Source organism: Bradyrhizobium sp. B025 (assembly GCF_042257955.1).
GTDB lineage: Bacteria > Pseudomonadota > Alphaproteobacteria > Rhizobiales > Xanthobacteraceae > Bradyrhizobium > Bradyrhizobium diazoefficiens.
In genome coordinates this window covers 6,810,905-6,826,753 of the sequence record NZ_CP170150.1, presented here as the reverse complement: position 1 = coordinate 6,826,753, position 15,849 = coordinate 6,810,905, and the positions used below count along the sequence as shown (strand labels likewise).

Genomic DNA, 15,849 nt, shown 5'->3' with positions numbered 1-15,849 from the left:
GCCCAACAGCTTGACGAAAGCTTAACGCCCTAGGCTTCTCCTCGAATGGACCAGAATGGGACTGTCGTGGGACCGCTTTATCTCTTCGAACTCGCATCGTCGCAAGCGCGGTACCTCGAACTCCGCCAGTCGACCATCGCCACCAACGTCGCCAACGCGAATACGCCGGGCTTCAAGGCGCGCGACGTCGAGCCGTTCAACAAGGTGCTCGACGGAATGCCGGTCAGGCTCGCGACGACGTCACCGACGCACATGCAGCTTTCCGCGACCGAGACCGACACGCGCGCGACCTCCAAGAAGGACAGCTGGGACGTGGTTCACTCCGGAAATTCCGTCAGTCTCGAGCAGGAGATGATCAAGGGCAACGACGTCAATCGCGACTACTCGATGAACTCGGCGGTCGTGCGGTCGTTCCACCGCATGCTGCTGTCGAGCGTGAAGACCTGAGGTGAATTGACATGCTGGACTCACTGAGCGCCTCCCTGACGGTTGCGAGCTCCGGGCTCGAAGCGCAGTCGACGCGCATGCGCATCGTCTCGGAAAACCTCGCCAACGCGACGTCGACGGGACGGACCGCCGGCGCCGATCCGTATCAGCGCAAGACGATCACCTTCGATGCCGCGATGGACCGTGCCTCGGGCGCGCAGCTCGCGAAGGTCAAGGAGGTCGGCGTCGACACCACGCCGTACCGCGTGGAGTACGATCCTGGGCATCCCGCCGCCGACAAGTCCGGCTACGTCAAGCTGCCGAACGTCAACATGATGATCGAGATGGCCGACATGCGGGAAGTCAACCGGTCCTATGAAGCCAATCTCCAGGTCGTGAAACAGGTGAGGTCGATGCTGGGCATGACCATCGACCTTCTGAGGAGCTGACAATGCTTGAGGCAATTTCGTCCACGGCGATCTCCGCAGGCCAGGCGGCGAGCCGCGCAACCGAGACGCAGGCGATCGCGCCCGCGGCGCCGACCGCGATCCAGTCCGGCGGCGACGTCGGCTTCGATTCGGTGATGAAACAGGTGACGACGGACGCGATCGGCACGCTGAAGGCGGGCGAGGCGGCGTCGATCTCGGCGATGCAGGGCAAGGAATCGACGCGGCGCGTCGTCGAGGCGCTGATGTCGGCCGAGCAAGCCTTGCAGACGGCGGTCGCGGTTCGCGACAAGGTCGTGCAGGCCTACCAAGAAGTCGTTCGTATGTCGATTTGATCTGAAGGAGTCACATTGTGAAATCGCTTGCCATTGCGGCCACGGGCATGAATGCCCAGCAGACCAATATCGAAGTCATCGCCAACAACATCGCCAACATCAACTCGACGTCGTACAAGCGGGCGCGCGCGGAGTTCACCGATCTGTTCTACCAGATGGACCGGATGCAGGGCGTCGCGAACGTCAACGGCTCGTCGCCGATTCCGGAAGGCGCCAATCTCGGCCTCGGCGTCAAGTCGGCGGCGATCCGCAAGCTGCACATCCAGGGCGCGCTCACCCAGACCGGCAATCCCTACGATCTCGCGATCAACGGCCGCGGCTGGTTCCAGGTGCTGGGCCCGAACAACGAGGTGCAATACACCCGCGCGGGCTCGTTCAACACCAATGCCAACAGTCAACTCGTCACCACCGACGGCTACCTGCTGGATCCCGCGATCACGATCCCGCAGGGGACGGTCGAGGTCACGGTCAACCAGACCGGACAGGTGTTCGCCAAGCTGGACACGGAAGTGAACCCGCGGCAGATCGGCCAGCTCAACCTCGCCAACTTCGCCAACGAGGCGGGCCTCGAGCCGCTCGGCAGCAATCTCTATCGCGAGACCACGGCGTCCGGCACGCCGGTTGTCGGACTGCCGGGCGATGCCGGCTACGGCAAGATCAACCAGAAATATCTCGAGGCCTCGAACGTCGATCCGGTCAAGGAAATCACCGAGCTGATCTCGGCGCAGCGCGCCTACGAAATGAATGCCAAGGTCATCCAGGCCTCGGATGAAATGGCCTCGACCGTATCGAAGGGCCTTCGCTAGTTCCGGTGTGTCCATGTTGAACAGGGTGGGCCTGATCGTGCGCGGGTTGGCCGCCGTGCTGCTGGTTCTCGTCTCGGCGCGCGTCGCTGCAGCCGAGGAGAAGCGGCTTCCCGTGCCGGCCGTGTCGATCCGTGCCGGCGAGCTGATCCGGGACGACATGATCACGGAGCGCGCCTTCGCGCCGAACCTGCTCGGCGTCGCCCAGTTCATCGAAGGACGCCAGATCCTGGTCGGCCGCATGGCCCGGCGCGCGCTGCTGCCGGGCCAGCCCATCCCGACCAACTCGGTGGAAGATCCTTGGACCGTCGCCCGCGGCGCCATGGTCAAGGTCGTCGTCGAGGACAGCGGCCTGTCGATCGTCACCTACGGCTCGGCGATGCAATCGGGCGCCGCCGGCGCACTGATTCCAGTGCGAAACACCGACACCGGCGTGATCATCAGGGGAGTCGTCCAGCCGGACGGCACCGTCAAGGTCGTGGACGGATCATGACCAGGCTCCTGCTTGCGCTCATCCTTGTCGTTTCCGCGGCCAGCGCCCAGGCCGCCGTCCGCATCAAGGACATCGCGGACATCAAGGGATTGCGTGAAAACCAGATCGTCGGCTACGGCCTCGTCATCGGCCTGAACGGCACCGGCGACACGCTTCGCAATGCTCCGTTCACGGAGCAGTCCCTGCAATCGATGCTCGAGAACATGGGCATCAACGTCAGGAACGAGACCACGAGCACCACCAACCCCGCGCGCCCGACCACCCTGCGCACGCGCAACGTCGCCGCTGTGATGGTGACCGCGGACCTGCAACCTTCGATCGGGGCAGGCGAGCGGATGGACGTGACCGTGTCGTCGCTCGGCGATGCGACCTCGCTGCTCGGCGGCACGCTGGTGATGACGTCGCTGCGCGCGGCGGATGGCGCGGTCTATGCGGTGGCACAAGGCGCGGTCACGGTCGCCGGCTACAGCGTGGGAGGTCAGGCGCAGAACGTCAGCCAGGGCACCCCGACCGCGGGCCGCATTCCGAACGGCGCGCTGGTCGAGCGAGAGGTGCAGGGAAGCCTCCATGAGATGGAATTCCTGGTGCTTGAGCTCAAGAACCCGGACTTCGTCACCGCAACGCGCATCCTCGATGCAATCAACCGCTACGCCGGCGGCCGCTATCGCGCGCAGATCGCCTTCGAGCGCGACTACCGCACCATCGTCTTGTCGAAGCCGCGCCATATCGGCCCGGTCCGCTTCCTCGCCGAAATCGGCGAGCTGACGGTCGAGCCGGACACGCCGGCGCGGGTGGTGATCAACGAGCGCACCGGCACGGTGGTGATCGGACGGGACGTGCGGATATCGACGGTTGCGGTGACGCACGGCAATCTGACCGTCCGCGTCACGGAGATGCCCGTGGTGTCGCAGCCGGCGCCGTTCTCGCGCGGGCAGACGGTGGTGGTTCCCCAGACCGTGGTCGAGGCCAACGAGGCCGGATCGCAGGTGGCGATCCTGAGCGGCGTCGATCTCCAGCGCCTGGTGCGCGGATTGAACCAGATCGGCCTCAAGCCGTCAGGCATCATCGCGATCCTCCAGGCGATCAAGACGGCCGGCGCGCTCCAGGCCGATGTCATCGTCCAATGACGCATAAGCGTCGTGCAAGCTTGGTCGCTCAATGCTCAGGTCTCGACCGAGAATCGCACGCGGCCCGATGTTGAAGCTGGATCACAAAGCCAAACTCCTCCTCCTGGCCGCGGCCGCGGCGCTTGCGAGCGCTTCGCCCGTGCTGGCGCTGGATGAGGCCAGGTCGTCGAAGCCGCTCAACCTGCTTTCCTTCGCGCGCGCCCGCGCGCCCGGACCGCAGAAGCCGCGCACGCCGATCCCGGGCGACAATGCGTCCATCCGGGCGACGGCGTGGGCGGCCGAAGATACCGGACCGGCGATCACCGGCGCGGTGCCGGCTTCCGAGACGCCCGCGCCGGCGCCAGCGCCCGCACCCGCGCCGGTACGTCCGGCCAAGCCCGGCAGTGTCACGGCGCCGCCAAAGCCCGCACCGCCGCAGGCCGCTGCGACCGCGGACAACGAGGTAGCGCTGTTCTGCAGCAACGTGGCGGATCCCGCCGTCGATGCGAGATTGGCCTGGCAGCTCAAGGAGCTGGAGAAGGCCGAGACCCAGCTCCGCGAGCGGATCGCCGAGGTCGAGGCCAAGCGCGCCGAATACGAGAAGTGGATGGCGCTACGCGACGACTTCCTGAAGAAGGCCGAGGCCCAGGTCGTCGAGATCTACTCGCGCATGAAGCCGGACGCTGCGGCCACCCAGATCGCCGGCATGGCGGACGAGACCGCCGCCGCCGTGCTCGCCAAGCTCAGCCCGAGGAGCTCGAGCGCGATCTTCAACGAGATGGATACGGCACGCGCCGCGCACCTCGCCGATTTGCTCGGCGGAATGCGCCGCGTGGATGACGGAAAGACCAAATAGATGAAGAATCTGATCCTCATCCTGCCGCTCTTGATGCTTACCGGATGCGTCGGTGATCCGGCGGACGCCCTGACCGGCCCGCGCTTGTCGCCGGTCGGAAGCGGCCTGAGGACGCAGGCTGACCCGATCCCGGTGACGCCGCGCATGCGCACGCCGGTCAGCTATCGCTCGACCTGGGACGACGGCACCGATCTCTACCGCGATCCCCGCGCCCGGCGCACCGGCGACGTCGTGACGGTGATCATCTCGATGCAGGACAAGGCCAAGCTCGACAACAAGACCGGCCGCTCGCGCGATTCGCAGATCAAGTTCGGGCTCGACTGGCTGATGGACGTCGCAGGATGGGCCGACAAGGGGCAAACCACCGCCAACCTCAGCACCAACACCCAGATCAAGGGCAACGGCCAGATCGATCGCACGGAGGACATCAAGCTGTCCATCGCCGCCATCGTCACCGACGTGTTGCCGAACGGCAATATGATGATCAGCGGCTCGCAGGAGTTCCGCGTCAACACCGAGATGCGCGTGCTCAATGTCGGCGGCATCGTGCGTCCGCGCGATATCTCGCGAACCAACACGATTTCCTACGAAAAGATCGCGGAGGCGCGCGTGTCCTATGGTGGTCAGGGAAATCTGTCGGATGTGCAGCAGCCTGGATGGGGACATCGGATCTATGACGCCGTGGCACCGTTCTGAGGTTCGCAGCCCTCGGGCCGCGTCGCGAGGGCAGGGGACGTGATGCGCCTGATTGCCGCCATCGTGGCGCTGACCCTGGTCGCGATCGGTGCCGGCGCCCTTGCCGGCCTGCATCTGTTTGCAGCCGCCGAGCGCGTCGCCGACGCGAAGAAGAGCCCTACGCCGCCGCCGCTCGCGTCGAGCTACGCCGGCAGCGCGCGGCTTCGAAAACTGTCCCCGATCGTGACCAATCTCGCCGCGCCGGCCAACAACTGGGCCCGTGTCGAGGCCTCCATGGTGACCGACAGCATGAGCGACGAGGACGCCGGCATCCTGGCCGCCCATATCAGCGAAGACATCGTCACCTATCTGCGGTCGGCCTCGGCTGCGCAGTTCGAGGGATCGCGCGGGCTCCAGCATCTGCGCGATGACCTCGCCGAGCGCGCCAATGTCCGCTCGTCGGGCAAGGTCCGCGAATTGATCATTGAGACGTTGGTGATTCAGTGAAATTGAGAGTCCTGCTGCTCGCGTTGATTATGGCGGTGCTGCCCGAAATGGCGTTCGCCCAGATTCCGGACCTCAACTCCCTGCTGCCGCCCGGCAACGGCTCGACCAGCGGCCGCATCATCCAGCTGATGGCGCTGATCACGGTGCTGTCGGTGGCGCCGGGACTGCTCATCATGGTGACGAGCTTCACGCGGTTTGCGGTGGCGCTGTCGTTCCTGCGCTCCGGTCTCGGCCTCCAGACCACGCCGGCCAATCTGGTGCTGGTCAGCCTCGCGCTGTTCATGACGTTCTACGTGATGGCGCCGACCTTCGACCGCGCCTGGGAGACCGGCGTCCAGCCTCTCATGAAGAACGAGATCTCGGAGGAAGAGGCTTATCTGAAGATCACCGATCCGTTCCGCGAGTTCATGCTGGCGCACGTTCGCGACAAGGATCTCCAGACCTTCGAGGCGCTCGCCGCGGAGAGCTTTCGCAAGAAGTTCGACGACAAGCGCATCGATTTGCGCGTCATCATTCCGGCCTTCATGATCTCCGAGCTCAGGCGTTCGTTCGAGATCGGATTCCTCATCATGCTGCCGTTCCTCGTGATCGACATGATCGTGGCGACGCTGACCATGTCGATGGGCATGATGATGATGCCGCCGACGATCCTCGCGCTGCCGTTCAAGATGCTGTTCTTCGTGCTGATCGACGGCTGGAACCTGCTGGCCTCCGGACTGGTGCGGTCGTTCTCGTAGCGGCGGCGACCGCCGGCCGGCCGGGTCATGGTTAGCAAGAAGTACCGGCTTATGGTTACCGGAGGGTAATGGTAACCATATGATATTGCTGAGAAATTCAAGCCGATCTTAATCTCGGCGCAAGATTTCGCGTGCTAGCAATGCGTCACGGCGGGTTGGACCCCACCCACATCAGTCCAAAGGCATGATGCCGCCCCTCCGTACCGGTGAAAGCCCGGTATGTCCCCTCGTGAAAATGTAACGCGTACATAAAGGGACATTCGCAATGTCAAGCCTGCTTACGAACTCGACCGCCATGACCGCGCTCCAGACCCTGCGGTCTGTCAGCTCGCAGCTCTCCACCACGCAGACCCGCATCTCCACCGGCCAGCGCGTGTCGACCGCTTCGGACAACGCTGCCTACTGGTCGATCGCGACCTCGATGCGCTCGGACAACGCGGCGCTCTCCGCGGTCTCCGACTCGCTCGGTCTGTCGGCTGCGACCGTCGACACCGAATACACCGCTCTGAACACGGTCATCGGTGACAAGGACTCCGGCCTGACCAAGCTCCAGGCGCTGCTGGTCGAAGCCAAGACCGCCGGTATCGATCGCTCCAAGATCCAGGCCGACGTCACCCAGATCCAGAATCAGCTGAAGTCGACGGCCGACTCGGCGACGATCAACGGCATCAACTGGCTGAGCATCGACACCACGCCCTCCTCGTCCACGGCCACGCCGACGAGCTTCAACCTCGTGTCGTCGTACTCGCGTGTCGGCAATACGCCCACCATCGGCTCCATCACGGTGACGACCGCCACCTACGCGCTCTACACCACCGGCGGCTCATCCACCACCGGCATCCTGGATGCGGTGGTCGGCGGCTCCACCGGCGCGTCCGTCTCCTCGATCAACATCGGCGCGCTGACCGACTCGGCGACCGACCAGACCAAGCTCGATGGTTACATCGCGCAGGTCACCGCTGCGATCGGCTCTGTCGCCTCGGCCGCCGCCAATCTCGGTGCCGTCAAGAACCGCATCTCGACCAACACGGAATTCGTCAAGAACCTGATGGACTCCGTGGATCGCGGTGTCGGCCAGCTCGTCGACGCCGACATGAACCAGGAGTCCACCCGCCTTGCGGCCCTCCAGGTCCAGCAGCAGCTCGGCGTTCAGGCGCTCTCGATCGCCAACAACAGCAGCCAGAGCATCCTGTCGCTGTTCCGCTAAACCTCAACTCATCTGGGGGAGGGCCGCGCTTCTCGCGAAGCGCGGCCCTTTCTTTTGTCAGGCGTGACGCCGCGTCGACGCCATGGCTCGGTGTTGCAACCGAGTCACAGGGCCACAAGCCTCGCACAAGCTTCGGCGGGTAACCTCACCGCTACGACAGATTGGGTCCATCACACGCATTGCCGTGGCCCAAAGGCATGATGCCGCCCTGTCGTACCGGTGCAAGTCCGGTATGTCCCCAAACTCAATTCAATCGTCAAAGGGACATCAAAATGGGTTCTAGCCTCCTCACCAACTCGTCTGCAATGACCGCGCTGCAGACCCTCCGCAATGTCAGCACGCAGCTCGCGACCACGCAGAACCGGATCTCGACCGGTCAGCGCGTCTCGACCGCTTCGGACAATTCGGCCTATTGGTCGATCGCAACCTCGATGCGCTCCGACAACGCCGCGCTGTCCGCAGTCTCCGATTCGCTCGGTCTGTCGGCCGCGATGGTCGACACCGAATACACCGCTCTGAACACGGTCATCGGCGACAAGAACTCCGGCCTGACCAAGCTCCAGGCGCTGCTGGTCGAAGCCAAGACCGCCGGTATCGACCGGACCAAGATCCAGGCCGAGGTCACCCAGATCCAGCAGGATATGAAGCTCAAGTCCGACTCGGCAACGATCAACGGTATCAACTGGCTGAGCATCGACATCACGCCCTCGTCGTCCACGGCCACGCCGACGACCTTCAACCTCGTGTCGTCGTACTCGCGCGTCGGCGGTACGCCCACCATCGGCTCCATCACCGTGACGACCGCCACCTACGCGCTCTACACCACCGGCGGCTCATCCACCACCGGCATCCTGGATACGGTGGTCGGCGGCTCCACCGGCGCGTCGGTTGCCTCGATCAACATCGGCGCGCTGACCGACTCGGCGACTGACCAGACCAAGCTCGACGGCTACATCAACCAGGTCACCGCTGCGATCAACTCGGTCGCCTCGGCCGCCGCCAATCTCGGTGCCGTCAAGAACCGCATCGCGACCAACACGGAATTCGTCAAGAACCTGATGGACTCCGTGGATCGCGGTATCGGCCAGCTCGTCGACGCCGACATGAACGCGGAATCGACGCGCCTGCAGGCGCTTCAGACCCAGCAGCAGCTTGGCGTTCAGGCGCTCTCGATCGCCAACCAGAACAGCCAGAGCATCCTGTCGCTGTTCCGCTAAGCCGCGGCTTCGAAAACGACCGTGCTCCCTCGGGAGCACGGTCTCCGCCATGAACGGCGGATATGACGGCACAAGATGTGCCCGCAATCGATCCCCTGACGCCAGATTTCAAGTAACACGCCGCAGCCGATCGCACCGCGGTGCATCCGGCCGTGCACCTGTTGCCGATCCTCGCGATAGCGTCCCCCGACTTCTTGTAAAATTACAACGCCTCGCCCGCGAACCGACACATTCGTGTTCCTGCGCAACCTTCAGACAAGGTTGGCAGCGGAATGTCCCATATGTTCGCATTGGTACGAGGTCATATGCTGTTCAGTCGTGCGCAGATACAGCAACTGCTCAACAATCTGCTGGAGCTTGGGCCGCGACGCCTGATGGCCCTGGGATTGATCGGCTTTGCCGTTCTCGTCACCGTCGTCGGCGGCGCCTATTATCTGAGCCGGCCTGAATTCGAAACGCTCTATACCGGCCTCTCCCGCGAAGATGTGACGCGCATGGGCGCTGCTTTGCGCGAGCAAAATATTGCCTTCGACGTCAATACGGCCGGAGACGCGGTCTCGGTGCGTCCGAGCCAGACCATGCAGGCGCGGATGCTGCTCGCCGAGAAGGGGCTGCCGACCAGCGCCAATTCCGGTTACGAGCTGTTCGACAAGATCGGCTCGCTCGGCCTGACATCGTTCATGCAGGAAGTCACGAAACTGCGCGCGCTCGAAGGCGAGATCGCGCGCACGGTGCAGTTGATGAAGGGCGTGAAGGCGGCGCGGGTGCATATCGTGATGCCGGTGCGCGGCTCGTTCCGCGCGACGCAACAGCCGCCCTCGGCGTCGGTCGTGCTCCGCACCGACGGCGCGATCGAGGCGCGTACGGCGCAGTCGATCCGTCATCTCGTCGCGGCCGCCATCCCCGGCATGAGCCGCGACAAGGTGACGGTGCTGGATGCCGACGGTTCGATGCTGCTGGCCGAAGAGGACGAAGCCACCGCCGCCCCGACCAAGATGGCAAGCCTCCAGAAGACGGTCGGCGGGATGGTTCAGGAGAACATCCGCAAGGCGCTGACGCCGTATCTGGGTCTCGACAATTTCGAGGTGAGCGTCGCGCCGCAGCTCTCCACCGACAAGCGGCAGACCAACGAGACCGTCTACGATCCGGAGAGCCGCGCCGAGCGTTCCGTGCGGAACGTTCGCGAGAAGGAGTCGTCGCAGAACGCGGACCGCTCGACGCCGACCACGGTGCAACAGAACCTTCCCGACCAGCAGGTCAACGCCGGCGGCAGCAAGAACTCCAGCGAGGACAAGACCCGTCGCGAGGACGTCACCAATTTCGAGGTGTCGTCCAAGACCACGACGACGGTGAGCGACGGCTATCTGGTCAAGAAGCTCTTCATCGCCGTGCTGGTCAACCGCGCGCGCCTCGTTGCCGATCTCGGCGACAAGAGCAACCAGGCCATCGTCGACAGCAAGCTCGCCGAGATCAGCCAGCTCGCGGCGACGGCCGGCGGACTGGACAAGCAGCGCGGCGACCAGATCCAGGTCACGGCCGTCGACTTCATCGAGGGTTCGCGCGAACTGGCGCCGGTGCCGCCGATCAGCTTCGTCGAGATGATCAACAAGCAGCTCGGCAGCGTCATCAACGCGGTGACAATCCTGGCCGTGGCTTCGATGCTGGTCTGGTTCGGTCTTCGCCCCGCGGTCAACGGCATCCTGACCCACCGCGCGGCGCAGGAGCAGACCGAGGCGGCGGAGGCCGCTGAGCTTGAAGCTGCCACAGCCCTTGCATTGGCCGAGAGCCAGGACCCCGAGCTCAACCTCGTCGAGGACCTCGAAGGCAAGATGCAGCGCACGCCGCAGAAGCGACTGGAGCAGATCGTCCGGCTCGATCAGGCGCAGGCAGCAGCGATCCTTAAAGACTGGATGCGACGCGAGGAGGCGGCATGAACGCGGCAATCGGAAAACTCCTGACGCAGTTCGACGCGAACGGCCGGGTCAAGTCGTCGCCGCCGCCTCCGCCGCCCAAGATTCAGGACGTGCTGACCAGGCCGAAGGAAGTCCGGCGCGAGCCTCAATCTCAGCCGCAGCCTCAGGCCCAGTCGCAGCCTCAGTCGCCGCCTCCGGCGCCCGCGACGGAAGCCCCGCCGGTCAATCTCCTGGACGATGCCTATCGGCGCGGCCATGCCGCCGGCGTCGCGGAAGGCGATGCCAGGGTTGCCGAGGAACGGGTGCGCAGCGCGATCCGGCTCGGCGAGGAGCGGGCCAAATGGTCCGATCAGCAGGCGGTCGCGATCGTGAGCGGCTTCGAGGCGGCTTGCCGCGAGATCGAGACCAACATTGCGAGCTCCGTTGCCCGAATATTGCTGCCGTTCCTCGCCGATGCGGTCCGCGACAAGGCGATCGGGTCGCTGGTCGAGCAAATCGCGGCGCTGACCGGCAATTCGCCGGTGCCGGTGTTCAAGATCACCGGGCCGAGCGAACTGCTCGACCTGGTGAAGACGCAGCTTGAGACGGCCCGGCGAACGGGCATCGAGTACGAGGCCGCCGAGACTTTCGAGGTCCGTGTCGTGGCCGACCAGACCGTGATCGAGACGAAGATCGCGGCCTGGAGCGACCGCCTCAATGAGGCGCGCCGGTAGCCCGCCATGGAGGAGGTCAAGCAAGAGCTCGTGATCGTCCGCCGGCGCAGTGCCTTCGCCGAGGAGGCGCATCACGGTGGCGTATGGAAGATCGCCTATGCGGACTTCATGACCGCGATGATGGCGTTCTTCCTGGTCATGTGGCTGCTCAACGCGCTCAACCAGGACCAGAAGCAGGTGGTCGCGAGCTATTTCAACCCGATCAAGCTCGCGGAGAACGCACCCGCCCCGAAGGGCCTCAAGGATCTCTCCAAGAAGGAGCCGACGACGTTCGAGGGCCAGGACGGCAGGCGTCAGCCGGCTGGGCCGAGCGAGGAGCGGCGCGGTGACTCCCCGACGGCCGAGAAACCGCCCTTCTACGAAGAGAAGGTTCTGTTCCGCGATCCCTATGCGACGCTTGCCGAGATCGCCAATAGCGCGAACCAGGCCTCGGGCCAGCGCCGCGCCGGCGCCCTGACGTCCGCGGAAGAGGACGGCCTCAAGGGCGGCGACGCCTACCGCGATCCCTTCGATCCCGGCTATTGGAAGCTGGCGCCGCAGGCGTCCAAGGATTCGGATCGCATCATCGAGAGCGAGCCCAAGCCGAATGCACCCGTGCGCGACAACGCGACCGGGACCGGCCAGGGCGAGCCGCAGGCGCGCCGTGCCAAGACGGACGACGCCGGCGGAAGCGTGGCGCCGAACGCCGATGCCTCGTCCGCAAGCCTGTCGCCGCTGCTGCCGCCGGGGCCGGCGCCGTCGCAGTCTTCGCGCGAAGGCAGCGCGCAGGCGAACGCGCAATCGGGGGCTCAGGCCAGTGCCGCCGCGCAAGGGCGTCCCGGCGATATGCCGAAGGATTCCGAACCGCGCGACGCCGCGCAAACGCAGCAGCCGACCGTCAAGCAGCTCCAGTCCGCGATCGCGGAAGCGCTGTCGGACATCAAGGTGGGCGCCGGACCGGCGGCCGAGGTGCGTCAGGTCGAGGAAGGTCTGCTGGTCAGCCTGACCGACGATGCGAGCTTCGGCATGTTCGCGGTCGGCTCGGCCGAGCCGAGGCCCGAGCTCATCCGCGTGATCGACAAGATCGGGCCGCTGCTGATGAAACGACAGGGCATGATCATCGTCCGCGGCCACACCGACAATCGGCCGTACAAGTCGGAGACCTACGACAATTGGCGGCTGTCGACCGCCCGTGCGCAGATGGCCTATTACATGCTGGTCCGCTCCGGCGTCGACGCGCAGCGGATCGAGCATGTCGAGGGCTACGCCGACCGGCGGCCGAAACTTCAGAACGACCCGGCGGCCGCGCAGAATCGCCGGATCGAGATCTTGATCCGGGAGAAGCGCCCTTGATCAGGCCGCTCCTCCGTGCCGCCCTGCTGGTGCTGCTGCCGTTCGCGGCGGCACGCGCGTTGGCCGATCCGGCGCCGGCTCCGGCGTCGACATCGGGCGAGCCCTATGAGCTCGTGCGCGCATTGCAGGCCGTGCAGGACGGTATCGCCAACGGCGACACCGCGGCGCATGGCAGCCACATCGCGCTGATCCGGCAGATCGGCGAGAAATTTCTCGCCGCCGATGCGAGCGTGTGGAGCAACGCGCAGAACGGCCAGGCCGTCGTCATCTACCTGCTCAGCGGCGGCGCCCCGCAACTGGTCCGCAAGCTGCCGCGCGACAAGATGAATGTCGACGGACGGCTGTTCGATGGCGCGCTCGCCTATGTCGAGGGCCGACAGGACGAAGCGCGCGAGCTGCTCAAGGACGTCAAGCCCAGGACGATTCCGTCGGGCCTGGGCGGACAGGTCGCGCTGGTCCAGGGCGCGCTGTTCGCTCGCACCGAGGCCTCGCTCGCGATCGAGCGTCTGGACGATGCGCGCCTGCTCCTGCCCGGCACGCTGGTGGAGGAGGCGGCGCTGCGGCGCGAGATCCTGCTGGTCGGGCAGGCCGAGGATTTCGACAAGTTCGAGTTCCTGACGCTGGCCTATATCCGCCATTACCGCAACTCGATCTATGCCGGCGATTTCTGGCAGCGCTTCTCCACCGGCCTGACGCAATCGAGCCTCGCTCTCGACGAGCGCCGCTTTGCGCGGATCGTCACCATGCTGGAGCAGATCGATCGCGGAAGCCGCCTCAAGCTCTATCTCGTGATCGCGCGCTCCGCGATGGTGCGTGGACGGATGGCCGTGACCCGGCTTGCCGGCGAGCGGGCGCTGACGCTCAGCGCCGATGCCTCGGCAGAGCGCGAGCGTGCGCATTTTTTCCGTGGCGCCTCGCGGGTACTCACCGACGAATATGACGGCGGCCTCGCCGAGCTGAAGGCGCTCGACCGGTCGAAGCTGCCCGAGCGCGATCTTCCTCTCTTGAATGCAACGGTCCAGCTTGCGCTTGATGTGCGCAAACCGTTCGCGAGCGGATCTGCCGCCACCGCCGACAAGCCTCCGGCCACGCCGGCGCGTCTCGATCTCGCATCGTCGACCGCGACCCTCGCGCGTGCGCGGAAGGAGCTCGGCGAACTCGAACTTCTCACCAGGGATCGCCGCCCATGACCAAGCTCAGCGGAACCGCCGGACAGGCTTTTTCGGGGCTCGCCGAGAGTCTCAATATGCGCGGGACGTCGCGCTCGGCGAAGAGCGCCGGGACGAAATCGCAGGCTGATTCGTCGTTCAACGATCTGCTCCACACCGTCTCGAACCTGGCCAAACGGGCGCTCAAAGACGAGGGCAGCGATACGGCCGTGAAGGCGGGAACGCTGCGCACGCGCCTTTCGCATCCGGCCGAGAAGGACGAGACGGTGCATGATCGCACCGAGGCGGCCGACGAGACCAAGTCCAGTCACAAATCGTCTGACCAGTCGGAGACGCAAAATCCGCTCGACCAGGCCGCGAAGGCTGACGTTTCGAGCCGGCCGGGCATTGCCGCGATCGTCGGACAGGAGCTCGCCGCCGTGCCGGCCGTGAAGCTGCAATCGCCCGCAGGGGACAGGAAGGATGCGTCGGCGCGCGACGAGCGTTCCTCCACGAAGGGCGAGGTTCAGGCGACGGGCATGGCGAAGGTCGCCGCCGCCGATTCCGCGCCGCTCTCGGCAGGTCCGACAGGCGCGCGCTCACAGGCCGCGGCCTCGCAGGCGGCAGCCGCGCAGCAGGGCAACGAGAGTTCGTCAAAGGCAATGCCCGCGACGTCGGGCTTCGAGGCCGTCACGGCCAATGTCGAACGCGCCGTCAAGGCCTCGGCCCGGGACGCATTGCCGGAGGCGACCAAGGTCACCGTGGTCCAGCAGGAGACCCATCTGCCCCCGGCGCAGTTCAACGCTCCGCAACAGGTCGCCAATGCGGTGGTCGCCGAGCTGAAGGAATCCTCGGCGCCGACGGCGTCCGCAGCCCCCGATCTCGCCGGGTCCCAGACCAATGCGCCGGACCAGCCGCTCAAGATCCTGACCGTCAACCTCGAGCCGCCGTCGCTCGGCAATGTCACCGTGCGCCTCCGCCTCGTCGGCTCGGAGGTCTCCGTCCACCTCGCGGCCGAGCGCAAGGACACGAGCCAGATGCTGGACCAGCAGCGCGACTCGATCCGCGAGCTGATGCAGTCGGCCGGCTACGTCGCCGACGTCGCCCCCGTCCAGCATGGCTCGCTGGACGGATTCCAGAGCGGCTCAGGCCAGTCGCAGCCGCAGCTCTCGGGCCAGCAACAGCCCTCGTCACAGTCGCAAGGCACGTTCGACGGCGCCGGCACGTCGTCGGGACAATCGGACGGCGATGCGAGACAGGCCCGGCAGGAGCGCCAGTCCAACCAGGAGACGCGTCATGACCAGGACGTGGCGCCGCAGATTCGTCGCGGCCCTGTTTATTTGTAACGCCGGCGCCGCCGAGGCGGCCGCCGACAGCGCGCGCCCCTGCGAGCGCGAGATGGCGCGTGCGGCCCAGCAGCACGGGATTCCGCTCGGCATTCTCTACGCCGTCGGCCTCACCGAGACCGGACGGCGCGGGGCGCTCTATCCTTATGCGCTCGGCGCCGACGGTCAGACCGTGTTCGCCAAGGACATGGAGGACGCGATCGCGAATTTCGAGGCGATGCGAGCCAAGGGCATCAAGCTGATCGACCTCGGCTGCATGCAGATCAACCACTACTACCACGGCGACAAGTTCACTTCGGTGCGGGCGATGTTCGATCCCGCCCGGAATGTCGACTACGCCGCGCGCTTCCTGAAGGAGCTGAAACAGCGCGAGGGAAGCTGGACCATGGCGGTCGCCCGCTACAATGCGGGCCCCAACAACCAGCCGGCGCAGAAGCGCTATGTCTGTCACATCGTCGCTCATCTCGTCTCGAGCGGTTTCGGCGCGTGGACAGACAAGGCGCGCTCGTTCTGTCAGCCGAAAACGACCTGACAACATGAAGTTGTGCACGGTTCCCAATCATCAGCCCCGCGCAAGCAAGAACCCTCA

Annotated in this window: 18 protein-coding genes; all 18 read left to right on the top strand. The window is 65.5% G+C overall.

What is annotated here, in order from left to right; all coding sequences use genetic code 11:
* Nucleotides 1-45 precede the first annotated feature (45 nt).
* The 18 genes from flgB (at nucleotide 46) to ACE10W_RS32040 (ending at nucleotide 15,792) form a co-directional block, all read left to right on the top strand.
* Nucleotides 46-447, top strand: a complete 402-nt coding sequence (gene flgB, locus ACE10W_RS32125) for a flagellar basal body rod protein FlgB (protein WP_011089614.1) — start codon at nucleotides 46-48, stop codon at nucleotides 445-447.
* Nucleotides 448-458: 11 nt separating this feature from the next.
* Complete coding sequence (flgC, locus tag ACE10W_RS32120) at nucleotides 459-875, top strand: flagellar basal body rod protein FlgC (RefSeq protein WP_011089613.1); 417 nt, start codon at nucleotides 459-461, stop codon at nucleotides 873-875.
* Between the two features lie 2 nt (nucleotides 876-877).
* Nucleotides 878-1,207: a flagellar hook-basal body complex protein FliE gene (locus tag ACE10W_RS32115; RefSeq protein WP_011089612.1), complete on the top strand. Its 330-nt coding sequence runs from the start codon at nucleotides 878-880 to the stop codon at nucleotides 1,205-1,207.
* A 17-nt stretch (nucleotides 1,208-1,224) separates the two neighbouring features.
* Nucleotides 1,225-2,013 (top strand): flagellar basal-body rod protein FlgG, encoded by a 789-nt coding sequence (flgG, locus tag ACE10W_RS32110; RefSeq protein ID WP_011089611.1) that lies wholly within the window; start codon nucleotides 1,225-1,227, stop codon nucleotides 2,011-2,013.
* A gap of 13 nt (nucleotides 2,014-2,026) precedes the next feature.
* Entirely contained in the window at nucleotides 2,027-2,503 is a 477-nt protein-coding gene (gene flgA / locus ACE10W_RS32105; RefSeq protein ID WP_161533556.1) for a flagellar basal body P-ring formation chaperone FlgA, read from the top strand.
* Entirely contained in the window at nucleotides 2,500-3,630 is a 1,131-nt protein-coding gene (flgI, locus tag ACE10W_RS32100) for a flagellar basal body P-ring protein FlgI (RefSeq protein ID WP_028175222.1), read from the top strand. The genes flgA and flgI overlap by 4 nt, the downstream gene beginning before the upstream one ends.
* A gap of 67 nt (nucleotides 3,631-3,697) precedes the next feature.
* Nucleotides 3,698-4,465: a hypothetical protein gene (locus ACE10W_RS32095; RefSeq protein ID WP_375762431.1), complete on the top strand. Its 768-nt coding sequence runs from the start codon at nucleotides 3,698-3,700 to the stop codon at nucleotides 4,463-4,465.
* Entirely contained in the window at nucleotides 4,466-5,161 is a 696-nt protein-coding gene (gene flgH / locus ACE10W_RS32090; protein WP_011089607.1) for a flagellar basal body L-ring protein FlgH, read from the top strand.
* A 42-nt stretch (nucleotides 5,162-5,203) separates the two neighbouring features.
* Entirely contained in the window at nucleotides 5,204-5,647 is a 444-nt protein-coding gene (locus ACE10W_RS32085; protein WP_028175224.1) for a flagellar basal body-associated FliL family protein, read from the top strand.
* On the top strand, nucleotides 5,644-6,384 hold the full coding sequence (fliP, locus tag ACE10W_RS32080) for a flagellar type III secretion system pore protein FliP (protein WP_375762430.1): 741 nt from the start codon (nucleotides 5,644-5,646) through the stop codon (nucleotides 6,382-6,384). The genes ACE10W_RS32085 and fliP overlap by 4 nt, the downstream gene beginning before the upstream one ends.
* A gap of 265 nt (nucleotides 6,385-6,649) precedes the next feature.
* Entirely contained in the window at nucleotides 6,650-7,591 is a 942-nt protein-coding gene (locus ACE10W_RS32075) for a flagellin (protein ID WP_011089604.1), read from the top strand.
* A gap of 272 nt (nucleotides 7,592-7,863) precedes the next feature.
* Entirely contained in the window at nucleotides 7,864-8,808 is a 945-nt protein-coding gene (locus ACE10W_RS32070; RefSeq protein ID WP_011089603.1) for a flagellin, read from the top strand.
* Between the two features lie 305 nt (nucleotides 8,809-9,113).
* Nucleotides 9,114-10,742 carry a flagellar basal-body MS-ring/collar protein FliF gene (gene fliF, locus ACE10W_RS32065; protein ID WP_028175225.1) on the top strand — a complete coding sequence of 543 codons (1,629 nt, stop codon included), beginning with the start codon at nucleotides 9,114-9,116 and terminating at the stop codon, nucleotides 10,740-10,742.
* Entirely contained in the window at nucleotides 10,739-11,434 is a 696-nt protein-coding gene (locus ACE10W_RS32060) for a hypothetical protein (RefSeq protein ID WP_011089601.1), read from the top strand. Before fliF ends, ACE10W_RS32060 begins: the two co-directional genes overlap by 4 nt.
* A 6-nt stretch (nucleotides 11,435-11,440) precedes the next feature.
* Nucleotides 11,441-12,766, top strand: a complete 1,326-nt coding sequence (locus ACE10W_RS32055) for a MotB family protein (protein ID WP_375762429.1) — start codon at nucleotides 11,441-11,443, stop codon at nucleotides 12,764-12,766.
* Nucleotides 12,763-13,956, top strand: a complete 1,194-nt coding sequence (locus tag ACE10W_RS32050) for a chemotaxis protein (RefSeq protein ID WP_028175227.1) — start codon at nucleotides 12,763-12,765, stop codon at nucleotides 13,954-13,956. The genes ACE10W_RS32055 and ACE10W_RS32050 overlap by 4 nt, the downstream gene beginning before the upstream one ends.
* Entirely contained in the window at nucleotides 13,953-15,260 is a 1,308-nt protein-coding gene (locus ACE10W_RS32045; protein WP_375762428.1) for a flagellar hook-length control protein FliK, read from the top strand. The genes ACE10W_RS32050 and ACE10W_RS32045 overlap by 4 nt, the downstream gene beginning before the upstream one ends.
* The gene (locus ACE10W_RS32040) at nucleotides 15,211-15,792 is read left to right on the top strand and encodes a lytic transglycosylase domain-containing protein (protein WP_011089597.1); all 582 of its coding nucleotides are present in this window, start codon (nucleotides 15,211-15,213) and stop codon (nucleotides 15,790-15,792) included. The genes ACE10W_RS32045 and ACE10W_RS32040 overlap by 50 nt, the downstream gene beginning before the upstream one ends.
* Nucleotides 15,793-15,849: the final 57 nt, after the last annotated feature.